General features: G+C 39.9%; 25 protein-coding genes and 1 riboswitch. Of the genes, 8 read left to right on the forward strand and 17 right to left on the reverse strand.

Annotated features, from left to right (window positions below):
• Positions 1–35 precede the first annotated feature (35 nt).
• The 5 genes from LQ50_RS21540 to LQ50_RS21560 form a co-directional block, all read right to left on the reverse strand.
• On the reverse strand, positions 36–1,088 hold the full coding sequence (locus tag LQ50_RS21540; protein ID WP_034633447.1) for a tetraprenyl-beta-curcumene synthase family protein: 1,053 nt from the start codon (positions 1,086–1,088) through the stop codon (positions 36–38).
• A 165-nt stretch (positions 1,089–1,253) separates the two neighbouring features.
• The gene (gene glnA, locus LQ50_RS21545) at positions 1,254–2,612 is read right to left on the reverse strand and encodes a type I glutamate--ammonia ligase (RefSeq protein ID WP_034633449.1); all 1,359 of its coding nucleotides are present in this window, start codon (positions 2,610–2,612) and stop codon (positions 1,254–1,256) included.
• Positions 2,613–3,087: 475 nt separating this feature from the next.
• Complete coding sequence (gene cshA / locus LQ50_RS21550) at positions 3,088–4,569, reverse strand: degradosome RNA helicase CshA (protein ID WP_034633450.1); 1,482 nt, start codon at positions 4,567–4,569, stop codon at positions 3,088–3,090.
• A gap of 116 nt (positions 4,570–4,685) precedes the next feature.
• Positions 4,686–6,347 carry a glycoside hydrolase family 13 protein gene (locus LQ50_RS21555; RefSeq protein ID WP_034633451.1) on the reverse strand — a complete coding sequence of 554 codons (1,662 nt, stop codon included), beginning with the start codon at positions 6,345–6,347 and terminating at the stop codon, positions 4,686–4,688.
• Positions 6,348–6,364: 17 nt separating this feature from the next.
• Positions 6,365–7,027 (reverse strand): oxidoreductase, encoded by a 663-nt coding sequence (locus tag LQ50_RS21560; RefSeq protein WP_034633453.1) that lies wholly within the window; start codon positions 7,025–7,027, stop codon positions 6,365–6,367.
• Positions 7,028–7,116: 89 nt separating this feature from the next.
• Between LQ50_RS21560 and LQ50_RS21565 the strand changes: the two genes are divergently transcribed.
• A complete protein-coding gene (locus LQ50_RS21565; protein WP_034633455.1) occupies positions 7,117–8,658 on the forward strand; it encodes an FAD-dependent oxidoreductase in 1,542 nt (513 codons plus the stop codon).
• 93 nt (positions 8,659–8,751) lie between these two features.
• Here the strand turns inward: LQ50_RS21565 and LQ50_RS21570 are convergent, their stop codons facing one another.
• The 7 genes from LQ50_RS21570 to LQ50_RS21600 all read right to left on the reverse strand — a co-directional run bounded on the left by LQ50_RS21570 (position 8,752) and on the right by LQ50_RS21600 (position 16,534).
• Positions 8,752–9,132, reverse strand: a complete 381-nt coding sequence (locus tag LQ50_RS21570; protein WP_034633457.1) for a VOC family protein — start codon at positions 9,130–9,132, stop codon at positions 8,752–8,754.
• A gap of 35 nt (positions 9,133–9,167) precedes the next feature.
• Positions 9,168–11,357 carry a DNA topoisomerase III gene (locus LQ50_RS21575; protein WP_034633460.1) on the reverse strand — a complete coding sequence of 730 codons (2,190 nt, stop codon included), beginning with the start codon at positions 11,355–11,357 and terminating at the stop codon, positions 9,168–9,170.
• A gap of 144 nt (positions 11,358–11,501) precedes the next feature.
• Positions 11,502–11,816 (reverse strand): DMT family transporter, encoded by a 315-nt coding sequence (locus LQ50_RS21580; RefSeq protein WP_034633461.1) that lies wholly within the window; start codon positions 11,814–11,816, stop codon positions 11,502–11,504.
• A 1-nt stretch (position 11,817) separates the two neighbouring features.
• Positions 11,818–12,165, reverse strand: coding sequence for a DMT family transporter (locus LQ50_RS21585; RefSeq protein ID WP_034633463.1), 348 nt, complete (start codon positions 12,163–12,165; stop codon positions 11,818–11,820).
• 84 nt (positions 12,166–12,249) lie between these two features.
• Positions 12,250–12,344, reverse strand: a riboswitch (guanidine-I (ykkC/yxkD leader).
• Position 12,345: 1 nt separating this feature from the next.
• On the reverse strand, positions 12,346–13,536 hold the full coding sequence (locus LQ50_RS21590; RefSeq protein ID WP_034633465.1) for a class I SAM-dependent rRNA methyltransferase: 1,191 nt from the start codon (positions 13,534–13,536) through the stop codon (positions 12,346–12,348).
• Positions 13,537–13,646: 110 nt separating this feature from the next.
• Complete coding sequence (locus tag LQ50_RS21595) at positions 13,647–15,314, reverse strand: putative bifunctional diguanylate cyclase/phosphodiesterase (protein WP_034633467.1); 1,668 nt, start codon at positions 15,312–15,314, stop codon at positions 13,647–13,649.
• A gap of 326 nt (positions 15,315–15,640) precedes the next feature.
• Positions 15,641–16,534, reverse strand: coding sequence for an SDR family oxidoreductase (locus tag LQ50_RS21600; RefSeq protein ID WP_034633469.1), 894 nt, complete (start codon positions 16,532–16,534; stop codon positions 15,641–15,643).
• A gap of 163 nt (positions 16,535–16,697) precedes the next feature.
• Here LQ50_RS21600 and LQ50_RS21605 point away from each other — a divergent pair, with 163 nt between their 5' ends.
• The 4 genes from LQ50_RS21605 to LQ50_RS21610 all read left to right on the forward strand — a co-directional run bounded on the left by LQ50_RS21605 (position 16,698) and on the right by LQ50_RS21610 (position 18,284).
• Positions 16,698–17,003 (forward strand): DUF3817 domain-containing protein, encoded by a 306-nt coding sequence (locus LQ50_RS21605; protein WP_034633471.1) that lies wholly within the window; start codon positions 16,698–16,700, stop codon positions 17,001–17,003.
• A gap of 257 nt (positions 17,004–17,260) precedes the next feature.
• Positions 17,261–17,395 carry an anti-repressor SinI family protein gene (locus tag LQ50_RS25265; protein ID WP_161784714.1) on the forward strand — a complete coding sequence of 45 codons (135 nt, stop codon included), beginning with the start codon at positions 17,261–17,263 and terminating at the stop codon, positions 17,393–17,395.
• 361 nt (positions 17,396–17,756) lie between these two features.
• Complete coding sequence (locus LQ50_RS25080; RefSeq protein WP_084138989.1) at positions 17,757–17,888, forward strand: anti-repressor SinI family protein; 132 nt, start codon at positions 17,757–17,759, stop codon at positions 17,886–17,888.
• 69 nt (positions 17,889–17,957) lie between these two features.
• A complete protein-coding gene (locus tag LQ50_RS21610; RefSeq protein ID WP_034633472.1) occupies positions 17,958–18,284 on the forward strand; it encodes a helix-turn-helix domain-containing protein in 327 nt (108 codons plus the stop codon).
• A gap of 79 nt (positions 18,285–18,363) precedes the next feature.
• Here the strand turns inward: LQ50_RS21610 and LQ50_RS21615 are convergent, their stop codons facing one another.
• The 5 genes from LQ50_RS21615 to LQ50_RS21635 form a co-directional block, all read right to left on the reverse strand.
• A complete protein-coding gene (locus tag LQ50_RS21615; protein WP_052144909.1) occupies positions 18,364–18,579 on the reverse strand; it encodes a helix-turn-helix domain-containing protein in 216 nt (71 codons plus the stop codon).
• Positions 18,580–18,608: 29 nt separating this feature from the next.
• Entirely contained in the window at positions 18,609–18,962 is a 354-nt protein-coding gene (locus tag LQ50_RS21620; RefSeq protein ID WP_034633475.1) for a hypothetical protein, read from the reverse strand.
• Between the two features lie 102 nt (positions 18,963–19,064).
• Positions 19,065–19,739 (reverse strand): response regulator transcription factor, encoded by a 675-nt coding sequence (locus LQ50_RS21625; protein ID WP_034633478.1) that lies wholly within the window; start codon positions 19,737–19,739, stop codon positions 19,065–19,067.
• 107 nt (positions 19,740–19,846) lie between these two features.
• Positions 19,847–20,452: a DNA-3-methyladenine glycosylase gene (locus tag LQ50_RS21630; protein WP_152608278.1), complete on the reverse strand. Its 606-nt coding sequence runs from the start codon at positions 20,450–20,452 to the stop codon at positions 19,847–19,849.
• Between the two features lie 122 nt (positions 20,453–20,574).
• Entirely contained in the window at positions 20,575–21,117 is a 543-nt protein-coding gene (locus LQ50_RS21635; protein WP_034633480.1) for a GbsR/MarR family transcriptional regulator, read from the reverse strand.
• 237 nt (positions 21,118–21,354) lie between these two features.
• On the opposite strand from LQ50_RS21635, the gene proV reads away from it, so the two are divergent.
• The 3 genes from proV to LQ50_RS21650 are packed head-to-tail and all read left to right on the forward strand — an operon-like array spanning position 21,355 to position 24,369.
• Positions 21,355–22,590: a glycine betaine/L-proline ABC transporter ATP-binding protein ProV gene (gene proV / locus LQ50_RS21640; protein ID WP_034633483.1), complete on the forward strand. Its 1,236-nt coding sequence runs from the start codon at positions 21,355–21,357 to the stop codon at positions 22,588–22,590.
• A 1-nt stretch (position 22,591) separates the two neighbouring features.
• Entirely contained in the window at positions 22,592–23,440 is an 849-nt protein-coding gene (locus LQ50_RS21645; RefSeq protein WP_034633484.1) for an ABC transporter permease, read from the forward strand.
• Positions 23,440–24,369 carry a glycine betaine ABC transporter substrate-binding protein gene (locus LQ50_RS21650; RefSeq protein WP_034633486.1) on the forward strand — a complete coding sequence of 310 codons (930 nt, stop codon included), beginning with the start codon at positions 23,440–23,442 and terminating at the stop codon, positions 24,367–24,369. Before LQ50_RS21645 ends, LQ50_RS21650 begins: the two co-directional genes overlap by 1 nt.
• The last annotated feature ends 324 nt before the right edge of the window (positions 24,370–24,693 follow it).

Genomic DNA, 24,693 nt, shown 5'->3' on the forward strand with positions numbered 1-24,693 from the left:
GTAAAAAACGACTTTTTCAGTGCCTTCTCTTACACTTACGCCCTGCGATACATCCAACTGTTCAGATAAAAGAATACAGTTGGTAAGCCGCCGAAGCGAATAAATTGTTTTGCTGTCTTTTTGATCTCTTTATGCGCCTGCACTTTTTCATCCGCTAAATAGATAGCAATTAAACCTTTATTAATAAGACGATGAAATTTCCAGTCAGGAAGACCACGGATGCTTTCTTCCGCCTCCTCTCGTATATGGCGGATCCTTTCAACCATTTGTTCTTTTGAATCATAGTAGAAAATGAAATTTAAGTCATTGGCCTCAAGGTCTTCTTCTTGGTCGATAAAGTAATCAAGTAAGATATGAAGCCCTTGTACCCAAGGGAAATATCCGTTCATGATTTCGTCTGCTTGCTTCTTTGACAGCTCTCCATTGGCCGCATAAGCAGCAAAGCAAAAAATACCTAATGTCGACCCAGCACAGGCAGAAAATTCATACCATGACATCGGAGGTAGGTTCTCTTTATGTTTTTTAAACCACTCTTCTAATAATTCAACACGCTTATGACATTCCACATGTTTAAAAACTTGCAAGTCACAGTAGTATTCAGCTAATTGCCGCATCAGATGTTTTGCATGTGTGTACCCCGGTAGCTCTATAAGAACTTCCTGACAAGCCATCACAAGCGACGCTAAGTAACCACCATCGTCTTGATCATCGCGAAACCGATAGTAATTTTCCAGTTCAGCCCCAGGACTCAGCGCATGAAACATCGATTGATGAAGCGCTCTAAAATCATTTTCGTCTAAAGAGGTACTCCTGTCACATAGGTTATCTAAATAATCACTTATCGTTTGGTATGCTACAATGAAACGAATGATTTTTGAACGATGTTCTTTCGCTAACAATCCATAGACAGCTCCTCCTTCACAATGAAACGCTTTATCTTGTATGCTAGCAAGCGCCTGTGCCCGCAGTTCGTCATTTGGGATTTTTATCGCCTTCTCCTTCCATTCCTCTAAATAGGACTGAGCATCAGGCAATACGTAACGATAAATTTTATACAGTAATGTCCATGGCTTTGTTGGCACCTTCAAGGTATGCCCTCCTTACTGGCAATTAATTATCTCCTCCAAAAGTATGCCCAACTCACAACTGACACATGACCATTTTTTAACATTTCTTTATGTAAAGATAATAAAATGAACAAAAACGAGAAAAAGACAGCTGAGTCACCTCAGGCTGCCTTCTTTGCTAGTCAATTAAAATTTAGATTGGTAAGCTGCAACTTCCCAGTCTGTAACAGCTAAACGGTACTCATCACACTCAGCACGTTTTAAAGCTACATACTCATTAAATGCGTGCTCTCCAAATGTTTGACGACCGATTTCACCTGTTGCAAAACGCTCAACTGCCGCTTCTAAACTTGTAGGAAGATTCTCGATACCACGAGCCTCTAGCTCTTCTTTGCTCATCTCAAAGATATCTGCATTTGTAGCTGGAGTAACCGTTAAGTCACGATCGACTCCATCCAAACCAGCAGCTGCAATAATAGCAAATGCAAAGTAAGGGTTCGCAGATGGATCTGGACAACGAATTTCTACACGAGTTCCCGCACCACGAGTTGCTGGGATACGAATTAATGCAGAACGGTTTGATGCAGACCATGCAATATAGCAAGGTGCTTCATATCCAGGTACTAAACGCTTATAAGAGTTTACTAGTGGATTTGTAACGGCAACGAAATCCTTTACGTTATCCATTAGACCTGCAATGAATTGGTAGGCTTTTTCAGATAATCCTAGTTCATTGGATGCATCATAGAAAGCATTTTCTTGCTTCTCTTCATCAAATAGAGAGATATTTACGTGCATTCCACTTCCATTCTCACCAGCAAGTGGTTTTGGCATAAATGTCGCATGATAGCCAAATTGTTGAGCAACTGTTTTAACAACCCATTTGTACGTTGTTGCAGCATCCGCAGAACCTAATGCATCAGCATATTTGAAGTTAATCTCATGTTGACCGATTGCTACCTCGTGGTGAGATGCTTCGATGGTAAAGCCCATCATTTTCAAAGCTTTATAGATTTCAAGACGTACCTTTTCACCTAGATCTTTTGGAGATGGCTCAAAATAACCACCTACATCTTGTGTATTTAGTGTTGGTTGGCCATTTTCGTCCGTTTTGAATAAGAAGAATTCTAGTTCTGGTCCAACACTGATTGAATAACCTTGATCTTTTGCACGCTTAACTGTTTTCTTCAAAACGTTACGTGGGTCACCATCGAAATCAGAACCATCAGGCTTTTTTACGCTACATAAAAAACGAGCTTCTGAGTAACCTTCTTGTTCCGTCCATGGTAATACAGCAAATGTTGTTAAATCAGGGTCAAGGTAAAGGTCAGATTCATTAATTGGTGTGAAACCCGTAATCGATGAACCATCAAACATTACCTTACCATCAATAACTTGATCTATTTGTTCAGCAGTAACTGTAACATGCTTAAGAGCACCCTCAATGTCTACAAATTGCACGTGAAGAAGTTCTACATTCTTTTTCTCAATTGTTTCCTTAATAGTCGCAACCAAGCTTTCTCTTGTCGGTGTAGATGTTGCCATTTTTAAACACTTCCTTTTCATGTAATGATATGTGACATCAATTTGTTATGTTTTACTTTAAGATGTTATGTACTTTTTCGCAATCACTATGTCAGATAATCTTACATAGAATATGAAAGTATAAAACTCTTTGAAAATGGCGGATGTTGCTATACTAAAGCAATGGAAAGGCTTTCTTAAATGAGAATTTTCTTAATACTTTTTTCTTAGTTATTTTTCTGTCTATTGTGATTTCTTTGATTTTTTTACCTGATTATACCAAAAAAGAGGCTAGAAAAAACATCTAGCCTAAAAACAAAAAAGCTAAGGGGGTACGATGAAACATCATCGCTATGTAAGCCTCTTTTACTATAACAAGAGATCATAAGGTCGACAATTGCTTCAAAAGAGACTTAATAAATTCCTTATAAGCTTTACATTTCATTAACATCCAAAAAAGCTGACTCTTTATAATGGAGTCAGCTTCATGAATAGATTATGCGTTTTTAGTCTTGCGTTGTCCGCTGCGTCCACCTTGACGGCGAGAGCCACGGTCATCTTTACCACGATATTGACCTCTACGACGATCATCACGATCACGACGTCCACGATATGGCTTTCCACCACCGCTTCCGCCACCATCACGACGCTTTTTCACACGTAAAGGAGCTTCTCCTGTCAAACGAACTGGAGTCGTATCCGGCTCTTTTGTTAGAAGCTTCAATGCCGCTGCAAGAGCTGATGTTGCATCTGATTCTTGCAATAAATCCTTCGCCGCTTTGCGATAGCTATCCGCATCGCCACTAGCGATTAATGAACGTAGTTGTTCAACGGCTAGTTCCTGCTGACCTTTTATTGCTTGTTCGAACGTCGGTTTTTGAACCTTGTTCATCTTTTTCTTCGTGATTTGTTCAATGGTACGAACATGATCCATTTCACGAGGTGTAGCAAATGTTACAGCTAAACCAGACTTTCCAGCACGTCCTGTACGTCCAATTCTGTGAACATAGCTTTCAGGATCTTGTGGAAGGTCAAAGTTATAAACGTGAGTAACTCCACTAATATCTAATCCACGAGCAGCAACATCTGTTGCCACTAATACGTCGATTAAACCACCTTTAAATTTACGAAGAACGCTGTCACGCTTTGCTTGGTTCAAATCGCCATGAATTCCTTCTGCGCGATACCCACGTTTGATCAGTGCTTCAGATAGCTCATCAACACGTCTTTTTGTACGACCGAAAACAATCGCAAGCTCAGGTGATTGAATGTCCATGAAGCGGCTTAATGCATCGAACTTCTCTTTTTCATGAACTTCAACATACTGTTGTTCAATGTTTTCCATCGTGACTTCTTTTGCTTTAACGGCAATTAATTGTGGGTTGGACATAAATTGCTGTGCAAGCTTCTCAATTCTCTTTGGCATTGTTGCCGAGAATAAAAGCGTTTGACGCTCTGTCGGTACTTCTTTTAAGATCGTCTCAATGTCTTCAACAAAGCCCATATTAAGCATTTCATCGGCTTCGTCTAATACAACCATATTGACTTCGTTTAAACGAATCGTCTTTCTTCTCATATGGTCCATTAAGCGACCAGGTGTTGCTACTACTACGTGTGGCTTGCGTTTCAAATCAGTGATTTGTTTACGCATGTCCTGGCCACCATACACGACAACCGTACGAACGCCTTTATGCTTACCAAATTTAACGAGGGACTCTGCGACTTGATTCGCAAGCTCTCGTGTAGGGGCAAGGATAAGTGCTTGAACATGTGCTTCTTCAACATTAATTCGGTTAATTAGCGGAATACCGAAAGCACCTGTTTTCCCTGTGCCCGTTTGCGCTTGCCCAATAATGTCTTTTCCTTCTAATGCGGTTGGAATGGTTTCTGTTTGAATCGGTGTTGCTTCATCAAATCCCATTTCTGTTACTGCTCGAACCACTTTGTGATCCAAGTCAAAATCATAAAAAGTTGCCAAATATATAATCTCCTTTGTTGGTGAATTCACCATGTTACTTAATTTTAAACATCCTTTAATACTAACATGCCCAGTCAAACAATACAATATGTAATTTCCAAGGGGAATTTGACCCCCTATTTTAATCGGTACACTCTTGCTTCATATGGTTGAAGTTTTGTTTTTGATTTTCCTTTCCCTACAGTTACTAATAAAAGCTTATCCTTTTCTGCTTTATTTAATAATGGAAGGTCAAATGTAGTCTTACGCGCAAACATATTCACAAGGATTAGAAACGTCTCGCCCTTGAGTGTGCGTGTATATCCATAAATCTGATCATGATCTTCTAAAACGAGATCATACGTGCCGTAAATTAGCGCCTCATGGTTCTTTCTTAAATGGATCATCGATTTGTAATAAGATAAAATGGACCGTCTATCTTTAACCTGCTTAGCGACATTGATTTTTTTATAATTAGGGTTCACGCCTAACCATGTCCTATCTGCTGTTGAAAATCCGGCGTGTTTTTTGTGATTCCACTGCATCGGCGTGCGGGAGTTATCACGCCCCTGTTCCCAAACCACATTCATAATTTCTTCATGTGGCATTCCTAACTCCGCTTGAATGTTATAATAATTTCTCATACTCACATCATCGTATTCTTCAATCGTTGGAAATTGGACGTTTGTCATGCCGATTTCTTGACCTTGATAAATAAAAGGAGTTCCTTGCATAAAGAAAAACATCGTTGCTAACGCTTTGGCGCTTTCCTTCCAATACTCATCATCATTTCCCCATGTTGATACACTTCTTGGTTGATCATGATTTTCTAAAAATAACGCATTCCAACCGCGGCCCTCTAACCCCTTTTGCCATTTTGATAACGTGTGCTTTAATCCAGGGAGATCAAGCTCGCCCCCCGTTTCCTTTCCCCACAGACTAAGGTGCTCAAATTGAAAGACCATGTTGAATGCACCCTGTTCTTCACTGACCCATAAATCAGAATGCTCAACACTGACGCCATTTGCCTCACCAACGGTCATAACATCATACTTTTCAAACGTGTTCTGTTTCATCTCTTGAAGAAAATCATGAATCCCCTCTCGATTCATATGTCCTTCAAAGGATGGAACCACATCTAATCCTTCAGGGTTGGGCAAATCAGGCAACCCAGCTAGTTTCTTTATATGTGAAATGGCATCTACCCGAAAGCCATCGATCCCTTTGTCCATCCACCAATTCATCATTTTATAAAGAGCGTGACGAACCTCTTCGTTCTCCCAGTTTAAGTCTGGTTGTTTCGTTGAGAACAGATGCATATAGTATTGACCTGTATGTGAGTCAAGTTCCCATGCCGGTCCGCTAAAAATCGATTCCCAATTGTTCGGCTCACTCCCGTCTGGCTTAGGATCGCGCCAAATGTACCAATCACGCTTTGGACTTTCTTTGGAAGACCTAGACTCTATAAACCACGGATGTTCATCTGACGTATGGTTAATGACTAAGTCAATAATAAGCTTCATCCCGCGGAGGTGAATTTCTTCTAAAAGGTCATCAAAGTCCTTCATTGTACCAAACTCATCCATAATGTCTTGGTAATCACTAATATCATACCCATTATCGTCATTAGGCGACTTGTACATAGGGCAAATCCAGATCACATCAATTCCTAGATCACGGATGTAATCTAATTTTTGAATGACACCCCGCAAGTCCCCAACTCCATCTCCATTCGAGTCCATAAAGCTCCTAGGATAGATTTGATAGGCTACCGCTTCTTTCCACCAAGTTCTCTCCATATGTCACCTCTAATGTTTTATTTTAATGCCGAGTTCATTTCGTTTGACTCATATATCAATACAGGCTGGTCTGTTTTTGTTAAAGCACGTGCGACCATCACTTGAGCGACTTGTTCACCTGAGATGGCACGATATTTTGCGAAAGGGCCTCTTAACCATGGCTTTGCTAATTTCGCCCCCCATTCACCGATCTTCTCACCGATCCGCACTTCCTGTCGCTTACCCAGTAATAAAGAGGGACGAAAAATATGTATATGCGCGTAAGCAAGGTTCATGACTGCTTTTTCCACCTCTCCTTTCACTCGGCTATAAAAAAAGCGAGATGTTTCATTCGCTCCGATTGCTGAGACTACTAAAAATTGCTTCGCCCCTTTTTTCAGTGCTGCTCTGGCAATCTTCAAAGGATATTCATAATCAACTTGTTTAAATGCCTCTTTCGTTTTCGCTTTTTTGATCGTTGTTCCTAAACAACAATAGACATCATCCACCTGTGGAAAATCCTTTTCTTCAAGCAAGTCAAACGAAACCACTCTAACTTCAGTCTTTTCACTCACTACCTCCATGTCTCTTCGCACAAATAGATAGATCTTTTTATATTCAGGTTGTTGCTCCAACTTTTTCACAAGGAATTGACCAATGAGCCCTGTTGCCCCAACGACAAGCGCTGTTCTTTGTTCCACTTATAAAGCCCCCTTTTAATGCAATACATGAAAACCCCTTTTTTGGTTATAGTATGAAAAACAATTCCAATTACCGGAGGGATACATACATGTCAGATGATTACACTTTAGTCGATTCATCCATGCCAGAGCAACCAGAACCTTATTGGCGCGACTCTATTGAGTTACCTTCTTTCCCTTCTCTAGAAGAAGATACCGCAGTTGATGTCGCCATTGTCGGGGGAGGAATCTCAGGCATCACGACTGCCTATCTTCTTTCAAGAGAAGGAGTGAAAGTCGCATTACTTGAAGCAAATGAGTTAGTAAATGGAACAACAGGCCATACAACGGCAAAAGTGACTGCACAGCACGGTGCTATTTATGATGAATTTATCTCCCACTTAGGAAAAGACAAAGCAAAACTTTATTATGAAGCAACAACTGACGCCCTCCAGTTTATTCGAAACCTGGTTAAAGAAGAACAAATTGACTGTGATTTCTCATCAGAAGACGCCTATTTATACACAACGACAAATAGAGGTGTCAAAAAGCTAGAAAAAGAGAACGATGCTTATAAAGCGCTAGGAATTGAGGGCGGACTCGTGGATTCCATTCCTTTAAATCTGCCAGTCAAATCGGCTCTTGTTATGAAGAATCAAGCTCAATTTCACCCGCTTAAATACCTTTTGCATTTAATCAATAAAGTGAAGGAAAATGGCGGCAAGATTTACGAAAATACCGTAGCTGTTGATATTAAGCACCAGCCTAAACCTGTCATTATGACAAGAAGCGGTAAAAAAGTAACGGCCAACCACGTCGTCGTTGCCTCTCATTTCCCATTTTATGATGGTGGAGGTCTATATTTTTCACGAATGTATGTTGAACGTTCCTATGTGTTAGCGGCAAAGGTGAACAAAGACGAATGCCCAGATGGAATGTACTTAAATGTTGATTCTCCTTCCCGCTCCTTACGTTATACAATGAAAGACGGGGAGAAGCTTGCCATCATTGGTGGCGAGGAGCATAAAACTGGACAAGGAATTAATACTCAATATCATTATGACGCACTTGAGCAATTTGGAATGGAGCTCTTTTCTCAATTCGATATTCAATACAAGTGGTCTGCTCAGGATATGGTTACACTCGACAAGCTTCCCTATATAGGTAGAATCAATCGAACACATCGCCATATTTATGTGGCAACAGGATACCGAAAATGGGGAATGACTAACGGGACAATGGCTGGACTGTTACTTAGCGATTTAATTCTAAACCGTGAAAGTAGATATGAAACACTTTATCGTCCTTCTCGCTTCATCGCTGACCCGAGCGTGAAAAAATTTATTACACATAATGCCGATGTAGCGAAGCAGCTCCTTCAAGGAAAATTCGATAAGAGCGAGCTTCATCCAGATGATGTGAAACCAGATGAATCGGCCGTCGTCACGGTAAATGGCAAACGAGCAGGAGCGTACCGTGACAAAGATGGGCACTTACATGTCGTTGATACAACCTGTACTCATATGGGTTGTGAAGTTCATTGGAATCAAGGTGAGCGCACTTGGGACTGCCCATGCCACGGCTCACGTTACTCCTATGATGGGGAAGTCATTGAAGGCCCAGCCAAAAAACCTCTCAAAAAAATCGAATAAAAGGTTCCATCTATAGAGGATCAGACCCCTCCTTTAACAAAAACCGCAAAAGAGCTAGGTGGACACGATTCCCACCTAGCTCTTACCATTTTCCTATAATGGTTGTTCGACATGTAGTTCGATAATATGGCCATCGGGATCACAGCAGAAAATTTGTGCAAATCCACTCTTGCTGTCTGGCTTTTCAACTAGTTGAATGCCATGTTTCTTTAACCAATCTGCCGTTTCATGATAGTCCTCTACTCGCAAGGCAAAATGAAGCTGCCTAGAATCGATGTGTTGTTCTGCTTTCATCGGCATCGACTCATCAACAATCAGATGAAGCTGCCCCTCCCCTATTTGATACCACGCACCTTCAAAATCAAAATCTGGCCTTGTTATTTCTTGCAACCGGAGAACCTCTCCATAAAATGCTTTTGATCTTTCTAAGTTTGCTACTGGTAAACTAACATGGTGAAGAAGTAATGCTTTCATTTTCCCGCCTCCTTAAATCTCTAAAAAAACATCATCTATTTATCTAGCTTCAGCTTAGCTAAAGCATCCGCTAATGCGTTATTTGTGAATTCCTCTTCTTTGTTCTGCTTTTTCATATAATTGTTCACTTCTCGCTTAGACACTTTTTTATGTTGATTGTTCTTTCTGCGCTCTTGGAACGTCGATAGCTTTTCTCGATGTCCACAAACACAAGCAAAGGTTTGTCCTTCTCCTTCTCCCCAAAGCTCCAATTTCTTTTTACACTTTGGACAACGGGCATTGGTGATTTTAGAGACATTCTTCTTATAACCACAGCTTGGATCCTGACAAACACGTCGCTTTCCATGCTTTGATTTCACTTCAAGCAAAAGCTTTCCGCACTCTGGACAAGGACTTCCTGTTACATTATCATGCTTAAACTGCTTCTCACTCTGCTTCACCTGCCGAACGATATCGGACGCGTACTGTTTCATATCTTCCACAAATACAGACTTCTCTAACTGCCCTTTGGCAATTTGTTCTAGCTTCTGTTCCCACTCCGCTGTTAACGCTGGCGATTTCAATTCGGCAGGAACCAACTCTAATAACTGCTTCCCTTTTCCAGTAACATGTAAATACTTATCTCTTTTTTCTACTAAATGTGTATTCAAAAGCTTTTCAATAATGTCTGCTCTTGTGGCAACCGTCCCAATTCCACCTGTTTTCCCTAACGTCTTCGCTAACTCTTTGTTATGACTCTCTAAGTAAGCACTTGGCTTTTCCATTGCAGAGAGCAACGTTCCTTCTGTTAGTCTTTCTGGCGGCTTCGTTTGCCCATCAGTCACGTGAATATCTTGTACAGACAACTTCTCGCCTACACTCAGCTTTGGAAGATTACTTTCACGCTCAGCTTCATCTTGGTAAGACGCGTCTTCTGCATAAACAGCTTTCCATCCTAAGCTTTTCATTACCTTTCCTTTTGCTATAAACTGTTCCTTCGCAGCACCTGCAGTAACCGTCGTTTGCTCAAACTCATTTGCCGGGAAAAAGACCGCTAAAAAACGTCGTACAATTAAACGATATAATTTGGTTTCTTTTTCACTTAATGCATTGGGTCCCGGAGATTGCTCTGTCGGAATGATTGCATGGTGATCAGATACGTGTTGATCATTAACACAAGCTAAATGTTTATCAATTTGAACACCCTTTAACTGTGAAACCAATTTTCTAAACGGCTGGATATCACAGGCTTTTATCCGATCGGCTAATGTATCCACCATATCTGATGATAAATAATTAGAATCTGTTCTCGGATATGTAATCACCTTATGCTGTTCATATAAGCGTTGAATAGTAGAAAGCGTCTCTTTAGCTGAATACCCGAACCGCTTATTGGCCTCACGCTGCAGTTCTGTTAAGTCATATAACTGAGGAGCCGGAACCTTTTTAGTCGCCTTTTGGACATCCGTTATGTTCAATAATTGCCCATGAAGCGACGTAGAAATCACTTCTGCTTGATGCTCATCAAACAGTCGACGTTCATTTGTCTTAGGGTCAACCCACTGAAACACCATCCCATTGTCTGCTTTAATTGATAATTGCTTATAAGGTACCGGCTTAAATGTTTGAATGTCTTTTTCTCTTTTCGCGATCATTGCTAAAGTCGGAGTTTGGACGCGTCCACAAGAAAGCTGTGCATGAAATTTCGTTGTTAGCGCTCTTGTCCCATTCATCCCAACATACCAGTCTGCTTCTGAGCGAGCTACCGCAGAATGATACAGCCCTTCGTATTGTTTCGCGCTTTTAAGCTTCGCGAAGCCTTCTTTAATCGCACGATCTGTCACCGAAGAAATCCATAATCTCTTCAGCGGCTTATTGACATGAGCTTTTTCGAGTATCCACCTTGCTACAAGCTCACCTTCCCGCCCGGCATCCGTTGCAATGATAATGTCTCCTACATCCTTACGCTGTAGTTGTGCTTTCACAGCATGAAATTGTTTGCTCGTCTGCTTCATCACAACTAACTTTAACCGATTTGGCAGCATCGGCAATTCATCTAAATTCCACGTTTTATACTTTTCTCCATAACTCTCCGGCTCAGCTAATGTAACCAAATGCCCTAACGCCCATGTTACTATATATTTTTCTCCTTCTAAAAAACCATTTCCTTTACGCCCACAATTCAACACTCGTGCAATATCACGGGCAACAGAAGGCTTTTCTGCTAAGACAACTGACTTTTGCATCGAAACATCCTTTCCACTCTGATACTTTCATGATAGCATTCAACATTTGAAAAAGATATGGTGCCGCCATCCCCTTACTACCCAATTGGTTTTCTTACTCACGTTCACCATATGCAAACGTTTCACGTGAAACATTTCTGTTAACTACGTGACTAGCTTCAACCCAACTGAAGCGAAAATAATCATACTTAAAAAGAAAAGTCTCCTCCAATCCTTTGGTTCATTATAAAAAAACATTCCGATCAACACACCACCAGCCGCTCCTATTCCTGTCCAAACGGCATAAGAAATAGCCATAGGCAATACAGCCATTGCTAATGATAGAAACAAAAAGCTAAGGCCAAACGCACCCATAAGAAGGAAGAGTTGCAAGACTCCTCTATTTCGATTAAAAAGTGTAATCATCGCTACACCAAGCATTTCAAACCCTCCAGCAATCACCAAAAAGAACCACTCCATGTTACTCCCCCTCCTTTCTTTCTACCTTCTCCGTTGTACTCACCTTCAAACCAACGACACCAATAATCAATACACCTATAAAGAAAAGGACCGCCAAACGAAAGGGCTCAGCAAAAATGACGTGGTCAACCAAAACGGTTCCAACCGTACCCAATCCAACAAAAACAGCATAAGCCGTTCCGACCGGAAGCACCCTCCCAGTCCAAATCAACAAGGAAAAGCTGACAATAATCGCGACAACTGTCAGCCCCCAAGTTGCATAGCTTGTAGCATATTTCAACCCGACGACCCAACCTACCTCAAAGACAGCAGCTATAATTAGCAATATCCATGCTATGTTTTTATTCATTTTCTAACTCTCCTTATCTAAACGAGCGCTCGCTCCTTATTTCACAATGAAAAAAGCCCGAAACGTCCCTATCAAATGATAGTAACCTCCCGGGCTTTTCTCCCTCCGTGTACATAGTAACTATGCGCTTTCTCTCGGACCAGACCGTACGACTACGCGGAACCCTAGAAAACTTTTGGTTTATTTCTTTTTTATAAAGACGACTTTTAAATAATTTCCTTCACGGAATGATTTCGTCGTCCTGAAATCCTCTGGCAATGTATATTCTTCTAAAATTTGATACTTTGTTTTTTCTTTTTTAAATGCCTCTTCAATAAACGTATGAAACTTCTCCATTGAAAATGTACTACAATTTGTCGAAGCAATGATGACTCCATTTTTTTCTGTAATCGCGATGGCTTCTTGCAACAAGCCTGTGTAGTCTTTCGCCGCACTAAACGTATGTTTTTTAGATCTAGCAAAACTAGGTGGATCTAAGATAACCAAGTCAAACGATTTGCCTTTTTTCTTAGCAAACTTAAAATAGTTAAAGACATCCATAACAATCATATCTTGAGCTTCGTAATCAATCTCATTGACACTAAACTGTTCAATCGTTTTAGGAAGACTTCGCTTCGCAAGGTCAACACTTGTTGTCTTCACCGCACCTCCAAGTGCAGCAGCAACCGAAAAGGCACCTGTGTAGGAAAAGGTATTTAGTACATCCTTTCCCATCGCATACTCATCCCTGATTCGTCTACGAACATCTCGCTGGTCAAGAAACACACCGACCATTGGTCCATCATTTAAATAAACAGCAAAGTTCATGCCATTTTCCTTTACGATCAAAGGAAATTCACCACGTTCTCCCATGACAAAATCATCGTCTTCTACATACTGTCCTTGATTTGCAAAACGTTTTTTCTCATAGATTGCTTTAAAGGTGACGACACGGTTTAGGGCCTCGTAGATGTCATGGCGAAAATGATAAATGCCTTCACTATACCACGTACATACATAATAGCCATCAAAATAATCAACGGTTAAACCGCCGATGCCATCCCCTTCGCCATTAAATAATCGAAAAGCGGTCGTTGTTGAATCCTCAAATAATCGCTTGCGGCTTTTGAGCGCTGTTTGAATTCGGTTTTCAAAAAAACGTTGATCTATTTGCTCTGACGGATCTTTCGTTAATATCCACCCTACTCCTTTGTTCTGCTTACCGTAATATCCTTTTCCAATGAAGGAGCCAAATTCATCGACAACTCGTAGAATCGATCCTTCTTCCGCGTTCTGAATACTCTTTGTTAAAGCAGCTTGCTCAATTAGAGGAAAACCTTGTTTCATTTTATTCGAACTACGCTTGTTGATTTCAATCGTTAATTCCGTCACTCATATCATCCAATCTCTTCGTATTTCATCATATATATTGAGCTCATTATAGCACGAGTTAACCTGATGTAATAATTGCGTCCCTTATAACGAAGGAAAAAAAGACCGCTTTATAATAGCCTACTCCACTGCTTTTTTGCTTGTTCAAAGGCGGTCTGAACATGCTCATATGGAGCCGGTTTGCCAAAAAGGTACCCTTGTAACTCATCACAAGAAGCGGCTACTAGTATTTCAGCCTGTTCCACTGTCTCCACGCCTTCTGCTGTAACGTTTACACCTATCTTCTTGGCTAAGGCTAGAATCGACGTAATAATATGATCCTCTTTCGAATTCCTTTTTAAATTTTGCACAAAGGCTTTATCAATTTTTATTTTATCGACAGGAAGAACTCGTAAATAGTTAAAAGATGCGTACCTCATACCAAAGTCATCAATTGCTACTTTAAATCCAGACTCACGCAAACACCTTAATTTTTTTATTAGCGACGTTTCATCTTCTAAAAGGGTATGCTCCGTTAATTCAATTTCAAGCATGCCAGGGTCAATCCCATACTTTGAACAAGAAGAAAGAAGCCTCGTTTCTAAATCTGGTGATTCAAGTGTTTGGATAGAAAGATTAATTGATACATGATGTAGCTCTTCGTGATGAGCAGCTAGATGCTCACAAACCTTTCCCATTACCCAAAAATCGATTTCTAAAATCACACCACTCTCTTCAGCTGCGGCTATAAATGAATCTGTTGGTACTAGACCCAGCCTTGAGCTAAACCAACGCAATAAGGCTTCATAATGGACCTCTCCTGTTTTGACAGAAACGATTGGTTGAAAAAAGACAACAAGCTCATTGTTTACAATGGCTTCTTTTAACTCTTGTACTAAATATAGCTCTGGTCTCATTTCTTCGTTTTGATGGTTGATATGAAATACTTTTAGTGTATTTCCATCGCCTAGCTTTGCTTGCAACATGGCATGATAAGCCTCATTTACTACCGTTAACTCAGAGTTTGGTTCGAACTTTTGAAAACTTATTCCTACAGCTGTCTCCATTACAACCTCGAATTCACCAACAGGAAATGGGATTGAAATGATTTGTTGAAGCTCCTTAACCCAGGCAATGGCATCATGTTGGGCCGAAAAAAAACAAATAAATTCATCGCCAACAACACGAGCTAACTCAGATTCCACTTCAGGGAGCGTATTCAAAATCCTTTTAGCAAGCTCTGTAATCAGAATGGCCTGATCCACCTTTTGCATTCCTGCTTCCTTATTTTTCTCCTGCCTAAGCTTAAAATAACATAAGGCAATTGGTGTATTGCTAACGGTTTGAAGCTTGTCCTTTAATTTACTAACAAATAAATGATAGCTCGGCAAGCCTGTGATTAGGTCAACATCTGCTCCAGTTGGAGAACTCGATCGATCTGTGTAACTAATAAAGTATTTCAACTCATCATTGGCTTGAATTACCGGCATGATTACTAATCTTGCTACTTCATCAATCAATTCCATATTGAGCTTATCCCCTACAACGACGGGTTTTCTTGATTCCTTCGCTTCGCTGTATAAAGCACTGAGATGAGCCGAAATATAGTTGGGGTACACGACACAGATTGGTTCGCCAATAAAACGGTCATCCAATGAAGCTATCTCCTTCGCCTCCGAGCTGATGTAGCGATAAATAAATTGGGCACCTTTTGCTTCCATTAAAAAAACGACCCCATACATTTCCTCAAATGATTTCACTATATTCATGATTGGAACAACTTCATCCTTATCAGCCAATACAAAACACCCTCCTCCCAGCTTTACCTTATAGAAGCACGAAATAGTTATCTTTCCATCTATTTTACTTAATTTGATCTTACATGAAAACGTAACGTAGTCAAAATCAGTTACAGGAACAAAGGCACAAAGGAAGGGCGCCTTTGTTTTTAAGTTCAATCTTTGATAGATCCTCTTGCTTTACTTGTGCGAACATGGGGGCGATGGCTCCTCTCGCCGTGCGCCTTTTGAGAAGTACACTCAAATGGCTTAAAACCTTTACGGCGGCTCCGCTCATCGCTTCGGAACAAAGGCACAAAGGAAGGGCGCCTTTGTGCCTTTGTTCCTCATATAATGTCTCCTCCGTTTACGTGTAGGGTTTGGCCTGTTACGTAGCTGGAGTCGTCTGATGCTAGGTAGACGAAGGTTGGGGCTAATTCGAATGGTTGGCCGGCTCTTTTCATTGGTGTGTCTGTGCCGAAGTATTTTATGTCTTCTTTTGGGAAAGTTGCTGGTATAAGCGGTGTCCAAATTGGGCCTGGGGCGACAGCATTCACTCTAATGCCTTGTTCAACTAATGATAAAGCTAGTGATCTTGTAAACGTGACAACAGCTCCTTGAGTAGCTGAGTAATCAATAAGCTTTTCATGCCCTTTGAAGGCCGTAACGGATGCGTTGTTAATGATCGTATCTCCTGATTGTAAATATGGGAGTGCAGCCTTTGTCATAAAAAAGAACGAGTAAATATTTGTTTTAAACGTATTGTCTAATTGCTCACTCGTTATATCAAGAATCGATTCTTTGACATATTGGACGGCGTGATTATTGACGAGGATATCAAGCCTGCCAAAACGATCCATTGTTTGTTTTACGACCTCTGCTGATGAAGCCTCCTCGCGTAAATCAATCGCAATCGTCAGGCAATCTTGCCCAATCTCTTCAATACGCTGTTTCGTCGCTTTTGCGTCTGTATGTTCATTTAAATAAGCAATAACGACATTTGCCCCTTCTTTTGCAAAGGAAATAGCCGTGGCTCTCCCAATCCCGCTATCGCCTCCTGTAATAATCGCTACTTTGCCTTTTAATTTGCCTGATCCAATGTAATGGGGATTTTCCGCAATTGGATTTGGAATCATTGGATACTCTAAACCGGGCTGCCTATCTTGTTTTTGAGCCGGAAAGGCAACAGGTTGATCCTTACACTTCGTCTCTGAATCATAATAAGGATAAACTGGATACATGCTAAAACCTCCTCATCCGCTTTTGCCTTATAGCCTATTCATTCTTTTTGTAAATGTGTGTTTAAATCGTCACGATTGGAAAAAGCAACTTTATCAATAATTTGCTATAATACAAGCTAGAAATAACATTGAAAAAAGTCTACAGTCATTGGAGATGATAACTATGAGTTCAATGCTTAAAATCTTTCGTTCTGTAAGTTATATAGAAGGCCTCTCTTTCCTCCTTCTACTAGGCATTGCTATGCCGTTAAAGTATATGTTTGATATGCCAATGATGGTAACGATTACTGGCTGGATTCACGGGATATTATTCATGCTTTACTTCATCGTTCTTGCAGTTGTGATGTTTACTGAAAAGTGGTCATTTACAAAAGGACTGCTCGCAGCTATTGCTTCTGTCATTCCATTTGGTCCATTTATTTTTGATGCTAAGTTAATGAAAGATGAGCCTACTACAAAAAGCTTATAAATGACGGCTCATACATTTGACCCTAGAGCTCGCTTTGAAGACCATTCAAAGCGGGCTTTTTTGATACTTTTATAGCTCAATAGCACCTTTATTGAGAACACCCTTTTAAAAAATAAGTGAAAAATATACAAATACCCCTTTATTTCATGAGCAAATGGGATTATACTCTTCTTAAGCTTTAGTTCTTTATTGAGAACAAAAAACATATTGTTCTTTATACATTCGTTTTCCGTTCTTATCCAAAGGAGATGAAATCGTTGAATAATCATTCAGATAAACTTGATCATGAATGGGTGACGTTGATAAAAGAGGCTCTAGAACTCGGTTATACCTATGAAGAAATTAAGGACTATATCCAAGCACATTCCCAACTAAATAAGGCATCTACGTAGGTTTACACAGATAAAAACATGACTTTTTCCTGACTTTTTGAAATTAACCATTACTTTGGCACTATAAATATAGTGGCAACATGATGAAGATACATGATTGTTTTTGACGAATTTTATCACCTCTTGCCACACTCGATTGGAATGGATTGTTGGATAGATTAAAAAATACCTATTACTTTTGATTTTTTACTATATTTAGTGATTTTCACTAAATACAGTCGATATTATGACCTACTTTATGACGTTGGTAACTAATTTTTCTTCTGCTTTCCATGTAAGATAAAGTAAATTCATTGTTCTACTGATCGAACACTACATCGTGCAATTAACCTGGCTTACAATTTGGAAGGAGTTAGAGTGGATGAAGTTAAGTAATATAGTTCTTGATCAAGAATGGGTAAGATTAGTAGCAGAAGCGAAAAAAATGGGGTTAACGATGGACGAAATACGGAATTTTCTAAGGTCACAGGCCGTTCCTTCAGTGGAAGAGTAGTTCTATTTACAGAACAACCTCTGCACTGGTATAATCATACTATTACGTTGGCAGAGAGGAAAGATATGTATGATCGGCGAACGCGTGAAAAAGTATCGGCTTGAAAAGGGCTACTCTTTATCTGAATTAGCTGAAAAAGCAGGAGTAGCAAAATCCTACCTAAGTTCAATTGAAAGAAACATTCAATCAAATCCTTCCATACAGTTTCTAGAAAAGATCTCTTCTGTTCTGGGGGTCACAGTCGAGCACCTATTAAACGCAGAACTTAAGAATGAAGATATTCAGTTAGATGACGCCTGGATTGAGTTGGTTAGAGAAGCTATGGACTCTGGCATTAGCAAAGAGCAGTTCAAAGAGTATTTAGAGTTTAATAAATGGAAAAACAATCAAAAATAATACATGTAGGTGACTTTATTGATGATAGAGCTCATTGGTTTACTTTGAAGCTCATTTTAATAGAGTCACCTTCTACTTATTAATCTTTAGAACAATCATTTATTTGTTCAATTAATTCCATAAATTCAATTCCAAGTGCTAATGAAATTCTCTCTAAAATAGCAATACTTGGATTTTTTTGCATACCACGTTCAATATAACTAATGTATGATTTTGACACCCCAGATAGAGTCGCTAATTGATTTAATGTCATACCTCTTTCCTCACGCAACAACCTAATGTTTCTCCCATTCATTTCTAGATCTCCTTGTCTGTTTTTTTAATCTAACTTCTATTCTCCCCCTTTCTAATTGTAAGTTTCGACATAACGCCTGGTGTAAAGGGAACAGCTTTTGAAATATAATCAAACTGATAATGGTGACAGTTGCTGTTGGTGTTACTGACAGATTTAGTAATGAGGCCAAATAGTTCGACCTTATTATCCGCTATCGTTGTATCCACCTGATAGATGACTGATTCAGACAAGGGGAACTTTAATTGACTTACAAACAGCAATGACTTCATCGTAACTTCCAAGATGACAATCATTGAGAGTTTTGAATTGACCGTCTTTCCTGCAACTTGATGAATTGAGATTCTTCCTAACAATGGTTGTTCATAACTTGTAAGGTTCTTCATCTTACTCCCCCTAAACAAATTAAAGAGTATAACGTTCTCTAATAAGAACATTATACTCTTTAATTTTGATGTGGTAAACACATTTTGTTCTTTATAATGAATTTATTGCTCTTCTTGCAATTTTCTCAAATAGATAATTGCTTTCGAACGATCTTTCACCCCTAATTTACTATAAATTTCACTAATATAATTTTTAACCGTACCTTCACTAATATAGAGCTTCGCAGCTATATTTTTATTACTTAAGCCTTTTGCAAGCAAATTAGCAATTTCCCATTCCCTCTCTGAAAAGCGGACTCCTTCTTTTTTCAATTGGTCTACTACACGCTTTGTTTCGATAAGCGAGTTATATTCTGAAAGCAGATTAGCTAATCGCTTCCCAATAGAAAGCGGGATCATCATCATGTCATGTAATACAACTTCACGAATAGACGTAATTAACTGGTCATAGTTCATATCTTTTAAGAGAAAGCCATCCGCACCATTTGCAAGGGCGTCCAATATATAGCGATCATCAGAAAAAGTCGTGAGCATAAGAACCTTCACATTGTGTAGCTTCTTTTTCATTTCAATTAAACTATCTACTCCTCCTACTACTGGCATTTGAATATCCAGTAAAACGATATCAGGTTGATGCGTAATTGCTTTTTGAATCGCTTCAAGCCCATTCGCTGCAGTCGCAACCACATTCATATCTTCTTCTAAGTTAATAATGGTCTTAATTCCTTCTCTCATCAATGTTTGATCATCGACAATTAAGACTTTTATTTCAGACATGATCAAACCTCCTTTTCCATGACCATTCCATATTCAGCCTTTGAATAGTTAACATATTCGATCTCTATTTCTTTAGTCCTCCTTTAATTCCAAAGAATACCTTTTAGTTATCTTGAGACGAAGCGATTGCCAGATATCCAATAACGCCATGGGTAGTCCTTTGCTTCACCACTATTATCGATGCCAATTCTAGGACCTCTTTCAATGGACTGAACATCGTTTCCTTCAGCAATATACAAAGGCTTCTTATCACAAGGAAGACCATAATCTAGTTTCGTTATACCTAGTGCTTTCGTTAATTTTCCAGGGCCATTCGTTAGTTGCTTTTCCTTTTTCTCTTGTCCTCGTCGCGAATACATTAAATCAATCCCTTGATACGGCTCAACAGCTCGAATCAGAACCGCTTCAGGATGCCCTACTTCTCCACTTACAACATTAACTAAACAGTGTGTATGCATAACGTACGTATAGAAATGCCCTGGTGGTCCAAACATAACTTCTGTTCTTTTTGTTCGCCGATTTCCAAAGCTATGTGCCGCTCTGTCAAAAGGCCCCATGTACGCTTCTGTTTCAACAATCCACCCAGAAGCTACTCCCTCCTCTGTTTCCTTTACAAGAAGCTTTCCAAGCAAAGCTTGAGCTAAATCAAGTGTAGGATTCTGATAAAAATCGATATGTAATGGCTGAAGGTTCAATCTGCTCACCTCTATCATTGGTTTCTTTTAGTTTACCAAAGGAAAATACATGAAGAAAAAGGAGTGTCTCTAAAGGCCTGTTTCTTGACCTTTCTAGACACTCCTTCTTAAATAAATCTACGCTCTGGTTCATTCTACCTCTACTTAGGATCTTGCTTAACCGGAATATAATTAAATATTTCTTTTGACTCAATGCTATCAATCAGTCGGTTTAGCCAATCATAGTATTCTAGTGCATGAAGGAGCTTTTCTTTGTCCACCATGGCTTCGTTTTTCACTTCATCAGATGTTGCCTCATCCTCAAGCAATTCTTCTAATTCCTCTAACGACTTTTGCAGGGAGTTGATATTCACAGAAACACCCGACCGCCATTTAACGGAGAATAAATCAGAGAAAGTCTCATACCAATCATCAATGGATTGATATAAATCTTTGCGAATTCCCTTTTTCCAAACTTTTTCAACCATTTTCAATTCTTGAAGCTGCCTGACTGATGTACTCATACTTGTCTTACTCATTCCTAATTCATCTTTCATACAATCTAATGTCATTGGCTCTTCACTAAAATAAAGCAACCCATACAACCTGCCTACGGATGGCGTAATTCCGTAAAGGTTCATGTTTTGAGCCATTGAATCAATAAAGCGTGACCTAGCTCGCTCTAACTTTTCCATCTCATTCATTCCATCACTTCCCCTGGAATTCTTTTTTATATAGACTACCACATGAATTTCAAAAGTTGAAATTGCTAAATAGCAGGAATGTAGAGTAATTTAGAGCAATTCTAAGAATAAAGATAATTTAGTTTGTTCAGTTTTAACTGTACAAACTAAACCATGGGATTTTTGTCCTATATGCGCTTTGTATTACGATACCAATCATTTATATAATAAGGGGGTGGTTATAAAAGAGGTGGGAAAATGAACGATAAAACGGTCAAAATTAAAGTTGATCAAGTTACAAAAATTTTTGGTAAAAATGTTAAACAGGCTCTTAAACAACTAGAGAGTGGAAAAACAAAGACTGAAATTCTTTCTGATACGGGTTGTACCGTCGGAGTGAATCAAGCAAGCTTCGATGTTCATTCTGGTGAAATCTTTGTCATTATGGGGCTTTCCGGAAGCGGAAAATCAACACTTGTCCGCTTATTAAATCGCTTAATTGATCCGACAAGTGGAAAGGTTGAGATTGATGGTGAAGATGTTGTCAAAATGTCTAACGAACAACTGCGCGAAGTGAGAAGAAAGAAAATCAGTATGGTGTTTCAAAAGTTTGCTTTGTTTCCTCATTATACGGTTCTTGAAAACACCGAATACGGATTAGAAATCCAAGGTGTCCCAAAAGAGGAACGAAACCAAAAAGCACTTGAATCCCTTGAACTAGTAGGATTAAAAGGCTACGAAAACCAATACCCTAGTCAACTAAGTGGTGGAATGCAGCAGCGTGTCGGATTGGCACGGGCCTTAGCCAACAATCCTGATGTTCTATTAATGGATGAAGCCTTTAGTGCTCTTGACCCTCTTATTCGAAAAGACATGCAAGATGAACTATTGGATCTACAATCATCCGTTGAGAAAACAATCGTTTTTATTACACATGACTTAGATGAGGCGCTTCGAATTGGCGACCGAATTGCATTAATGAAGGACGGGAACATTGTTCAGATTGGTACTCCTGAGGAAATTTTAATGAATCCATCAAATCAATATGTTGAGAAATTTGTTGAAGATGTTGATTTATCGAAGGTACTCACAGCTCATCATGTGATGAAACGAGCTGAAGCTGTTCAAGTTGATAAAGGACCTCGAGTCGCATTAAAGTTAATGAAAGAATTAGGCATTTCATCAATTTATGTCGTTGACAAACAAAAAACATTGCTTGGAGCCATTTCAGCTAGTGAGGCTAAGCAAGCGGTTGACACCAACCAAACGCTAGCCGATGTTATGACGCGTGATGTCACTACAGTTCAACCTGACACATTCCTAACTGACTTATTCGAAAGTGTCTCCCACGCTACGGTACCTGTTGCCGTAACAGATGAGAAAAACCGGCTTAAAGGAGTCCTTGTCAAAGGGGCTGTTATTGGGGCTCTCGCCGGAGACGAAGAATATATTAATAGCTTAACTAGCGAAGAACAACCTAGGGAGGTGAAGTAACATGGAAGATTTTATCCCTAGATTGCCGATAGCCGACATCATAGATGCATTTGTATCATGGCTTACAAGTAATTTGAGTGGCCTGTTTCAATTTATCAGTATTGTTTTAGGTGGCGTCGTGGACGGAATTGAATGGGTTATGCTTTTACTCCCTCCAATTCTACTAATCTTATTAGTAGGTGCTATAGCTTGGAAGACAAGTAGATGGAGAATGGCTGTCTTTACCGTCGTTGGGCTTTTGCTCATTTGGAATTTAGGATACTGGGACCATATGATACAAACCGTTGCCCTTGTCCTAACTGCCGTCTTTGTAACGATTGTCATTGGGATTCCGATCGGGATTTGGGCATCTCAAAAAGCTATCGTTAGGCAAATTGTCACACCTATTTTAGACCTTATGCAAACGATGCCTGCATTTGTCTATTTAATCCCAGCTATCTTTTTCTTTAATATCGGAGTCGTTCCTGGAGTCTTTGCATCGGTTATTTTTGCAATGCCTCCAACAATCAGGTTAACGATTTTAGGGATCCAACAAGTACCATCTGATTTAATTGAGGCGACCAATGCGTTTGGTTCCACAACAAAACAACGCTTATTAAAAGTTCAATTGCCTATTGCCATGCCAACGATTATGGCAGGAATTAACCAAAGCATCATGTTAGCTCTTTCTATGGTCGTAATTGCAGCCATGGTTGGTGCGCCTGGTCTTGGTACGGAAGTGTATCGTGCCGTTACACAAATTAAAACTGGAGTTGGTTTTGAAGCTGGTTTGGCTATAGTAATCATTGCGATTATTTTAGATCGAATCACTCAAAATATAGGAAACAAAAAACAAGGGGGAACACAGTAATGTTAAAGAAACTATTAGGTTTATCAACTGCATCAATCCTAGCCCTAGGTCTAGCTGCCTGTGGAGGAGATGACGCAACAGAGGAAGCTCCAACAGAAGGAGCTGAAGGTACAGAAGAAACGACTACTCACGTTGGTGAACAAGTCGATTACACAATCGTAGGGATTGACCCTGGTGCTGGTTTAATGAACATCACAATCAATGATGTCTTACCTGAGTATGGCCTTGAAGATGACTGGACTGTTACGGAAAGTTCTGGTGCTGCAATGGCTGCTTCACTAGCAAGTGCTTATGAAAATGAAGAGCCAATCATCGTAACAGGCTGGAGCCCACACTGGAAATTCTCTGACTTTGATCTGAAGTACTTAGAAGATCCACAAAACCTATATGGCGGAGCTGAAGATGTTCACACAATTGCTCGCTTAGGCTTAGAAGACGAGCATCCAAATGCTTATCAATTATTAGACCAATTCAACTGGGAGCCTGAACACATTGAATATGTAATGGCTCTAATCAACGAAGGTGCTGACCCAGCTGACGCAGCTGAGCAATTTGTATCTGAAAACGAAGATCTTGTTGCAACTTGGACTGAAGGGGTAGACTCTGTTGATGGCGATGAAGTAACATTGCTTTATGTTGCTTGGGATGACGTCATTGCAAGTACAAATGTAGTCGGTCACGCTCTTGAAACGGTTGGTTACGATGTGACACTAACTCAAGTAGATGCAGGTCCAATGTGGGCTGGTGTAGCTTCAGGTAGCGGTGATGCAGCAGTTGGTGCTTGGTTACCGACAACACATGCTGATTACTACGCTCAGTATGACGGAGAGTTTGAAGATTTAGGCTCAAACCTTCACGGAACAGCACTAGGTTTAGTTGTTCCAACCTATATGGATATTGACTCAATTGAAGATTTAGTTGTAGAGTAATAAATAAAGGCTTGCTCCCTGAAGCGTGTATTTGGCGCTTCGGGGGCTGCATTTTGAGGTTGTATCGATTCGGTACAATCTTTTTTTGTTTTATTGATATCGTGTGGCGTGTTTCTACCACCTTTTTCTTATGCATTTACTCATTCAATTTCCAGACGTTGTTTTGACTCTCTTTTCCTTCTCTTTTTCCAGGTTCAACACCCCTCTCTTTGACTACCAAACTTTCGGACGAGCCGCTTTTTCCGGCTTCAACACCCTTCTTTGACTACCAAACTCTCGGACGAGCCGCTTTTTTCCAGCTTCAACACCCCTCTTTGACTACCC

The sequence above is a fragment of the Halalkalibacter okhensis genome, assembly GCF_000787375.1.
In the GTDB taxonomy this organism is placed as follows: domain Bacteria; phylum Bacillota; class Bacilli; order Bacillales; family Bacillaceae_D; genus Halalkalibacter; species Halalkalibacter okhensis.

What these genes read in the sequence shown, in the direction of transcription:
- LQ50_RS21565 (WP_034633455.1), top strand. Translation starts at nt 7,117, where the DNA reads ATGTCAGATGATTACACTTTAGTCGATTCATCCATGCCAGAGCAACCA.
- LQ50_RS21610 (WP_034633472.1), top strand. Translation starts at nt 17,958, where the DNA reads ATGATCGGCGAACGCGTGAAAAAGTATCGGCTTGAAAAGGGCTACTCT.
- LQ50_RS25080 (WP_084138989.1), top strand. Translation starts at nt 17,757, where the DNA reads ATGAAGTTAAGTAATATAGTTCTTGATCAAGAATGGGTAAGATTAGTA.
- LQ50_RS21600 (WP_034633469.1), bottom strand. Translation starts at nt 16,534, where the DNA reads ATGTATCCAGTTTATCCTTATTATGATTCAGAGACGAAGTGTAAGGAT.
- LQ50_RS21585 (WP_034633463.1), bottom strand. Translation starts at nt 12,165, where the DNA reads ATGAATAAAAACATAGCATGGATATTGCTAATTATAGCTGCTGTCTTT.
- LQ50_RS21615 (WP_052144909.1), bottom strand. Translation starts at nt 18,579, where the DNA reads ATGAATGGGAGAAACATTAGGTTGTTGCGTGAGGAAAGAGGTATGACA.
- LQ50_RS21580 (WP_034633461.1), bottom strand. Translation starts at nt 11,816, where the DNA reads ATGGAGTGGTTCTTTTTGGTGATTGCTGGAGGGTTTGAAATGCTTGGT.
- glnA (WP_034633449.1), bottom strand. Translation starts at nt 2,612, where the DNA reads ATGGCAACATCTACACCGACAAGAGAAAGCTTGGTTGCGACTATTAAG.
- LQ50_RS21570 (WP_034633457.1), bottom strand. Translation starts at nt 9,132, where the DNA reads ATGAAAGCATTACTTCTTCACCATGTTAGTTTACCAGTAGCAAACTTA.
- LQ50_RS21630 (WP_152608278.1), bottom strand. Translation starts at nt 20,452, where the DNA reads ATGATAGAGGTGAGCAGATTGAACCTTCAGCCATTACATATCGATTTT.
- proV (WP_034633483.1), top strand. Translation starts at nt 21,355, where the DNA reads ATGAACGATAAAACGGTCAAAATTAAAGTTGATCAAGTTACAAAAATT.
- LQ50_RS21555 (WP_034633451.1), bottom strand. Translation starts at nt 6,347, where the DNA reads ATGGAGAGAACTTGGTGGAAAGAAGCGGTAGCCTATCAAATCTATCCT.
- LQ50_RS21635 (WP_034633480.1), bottom strand. Translation starts at nt 21,117, where the DNA reads ATGAATGAGATGGAAAAGTTAGAGCGAGCTAGGTCACGCTTTATTGAT.
- LQ50_RS21645 (WP_034633484.1), top strand. Translation starts at nt 22,592, where the DNA reads ATGGAAGATTTTATCCCTAGATTGCCGATAGCCGACATCATAGATGCA.
- LQ50_RS21575 (WP_034633460.1), bottom strand. Translation starts at nt 11,357, where the DNA reads ATGCAAAAGTCAGTTGTCTTAGCAGAAAAGCCTTCTGTTGCCCGTGAT.
- LQ50_RS21620 (WP_034633475.1), bottom strand. Translation starts at nt 18,962, where the DNA reads ATGAAGAACCTTACAAGTTATGAACAACCATTGTTAGGAAGAATCTCA.
- LQ50_RS21650 (WP_034633486.1), top strand. Translation starts at nt 23,440, where the DNA reads ATGTTAAAGAAACTATTAGGTTTATCAACTGCATCAATCCTAGCCCTA.
- LQ50_RS21625 (WP_034633478.1), bottom strand. Translation starts at nt 19,739, where the DNA reads ATGTCTGAAATAAAAGTCTTAATTGTCGATGATCAAACATTGATGAGA.
- LQ50_RS21605 (WP_034633471.1), top strand. Translation starts at nt 16,698, where the DNA reads ATGAGTTCAATGCTTAAAATCTTTCGTTCTGTAAGTTATATAGAAGGC.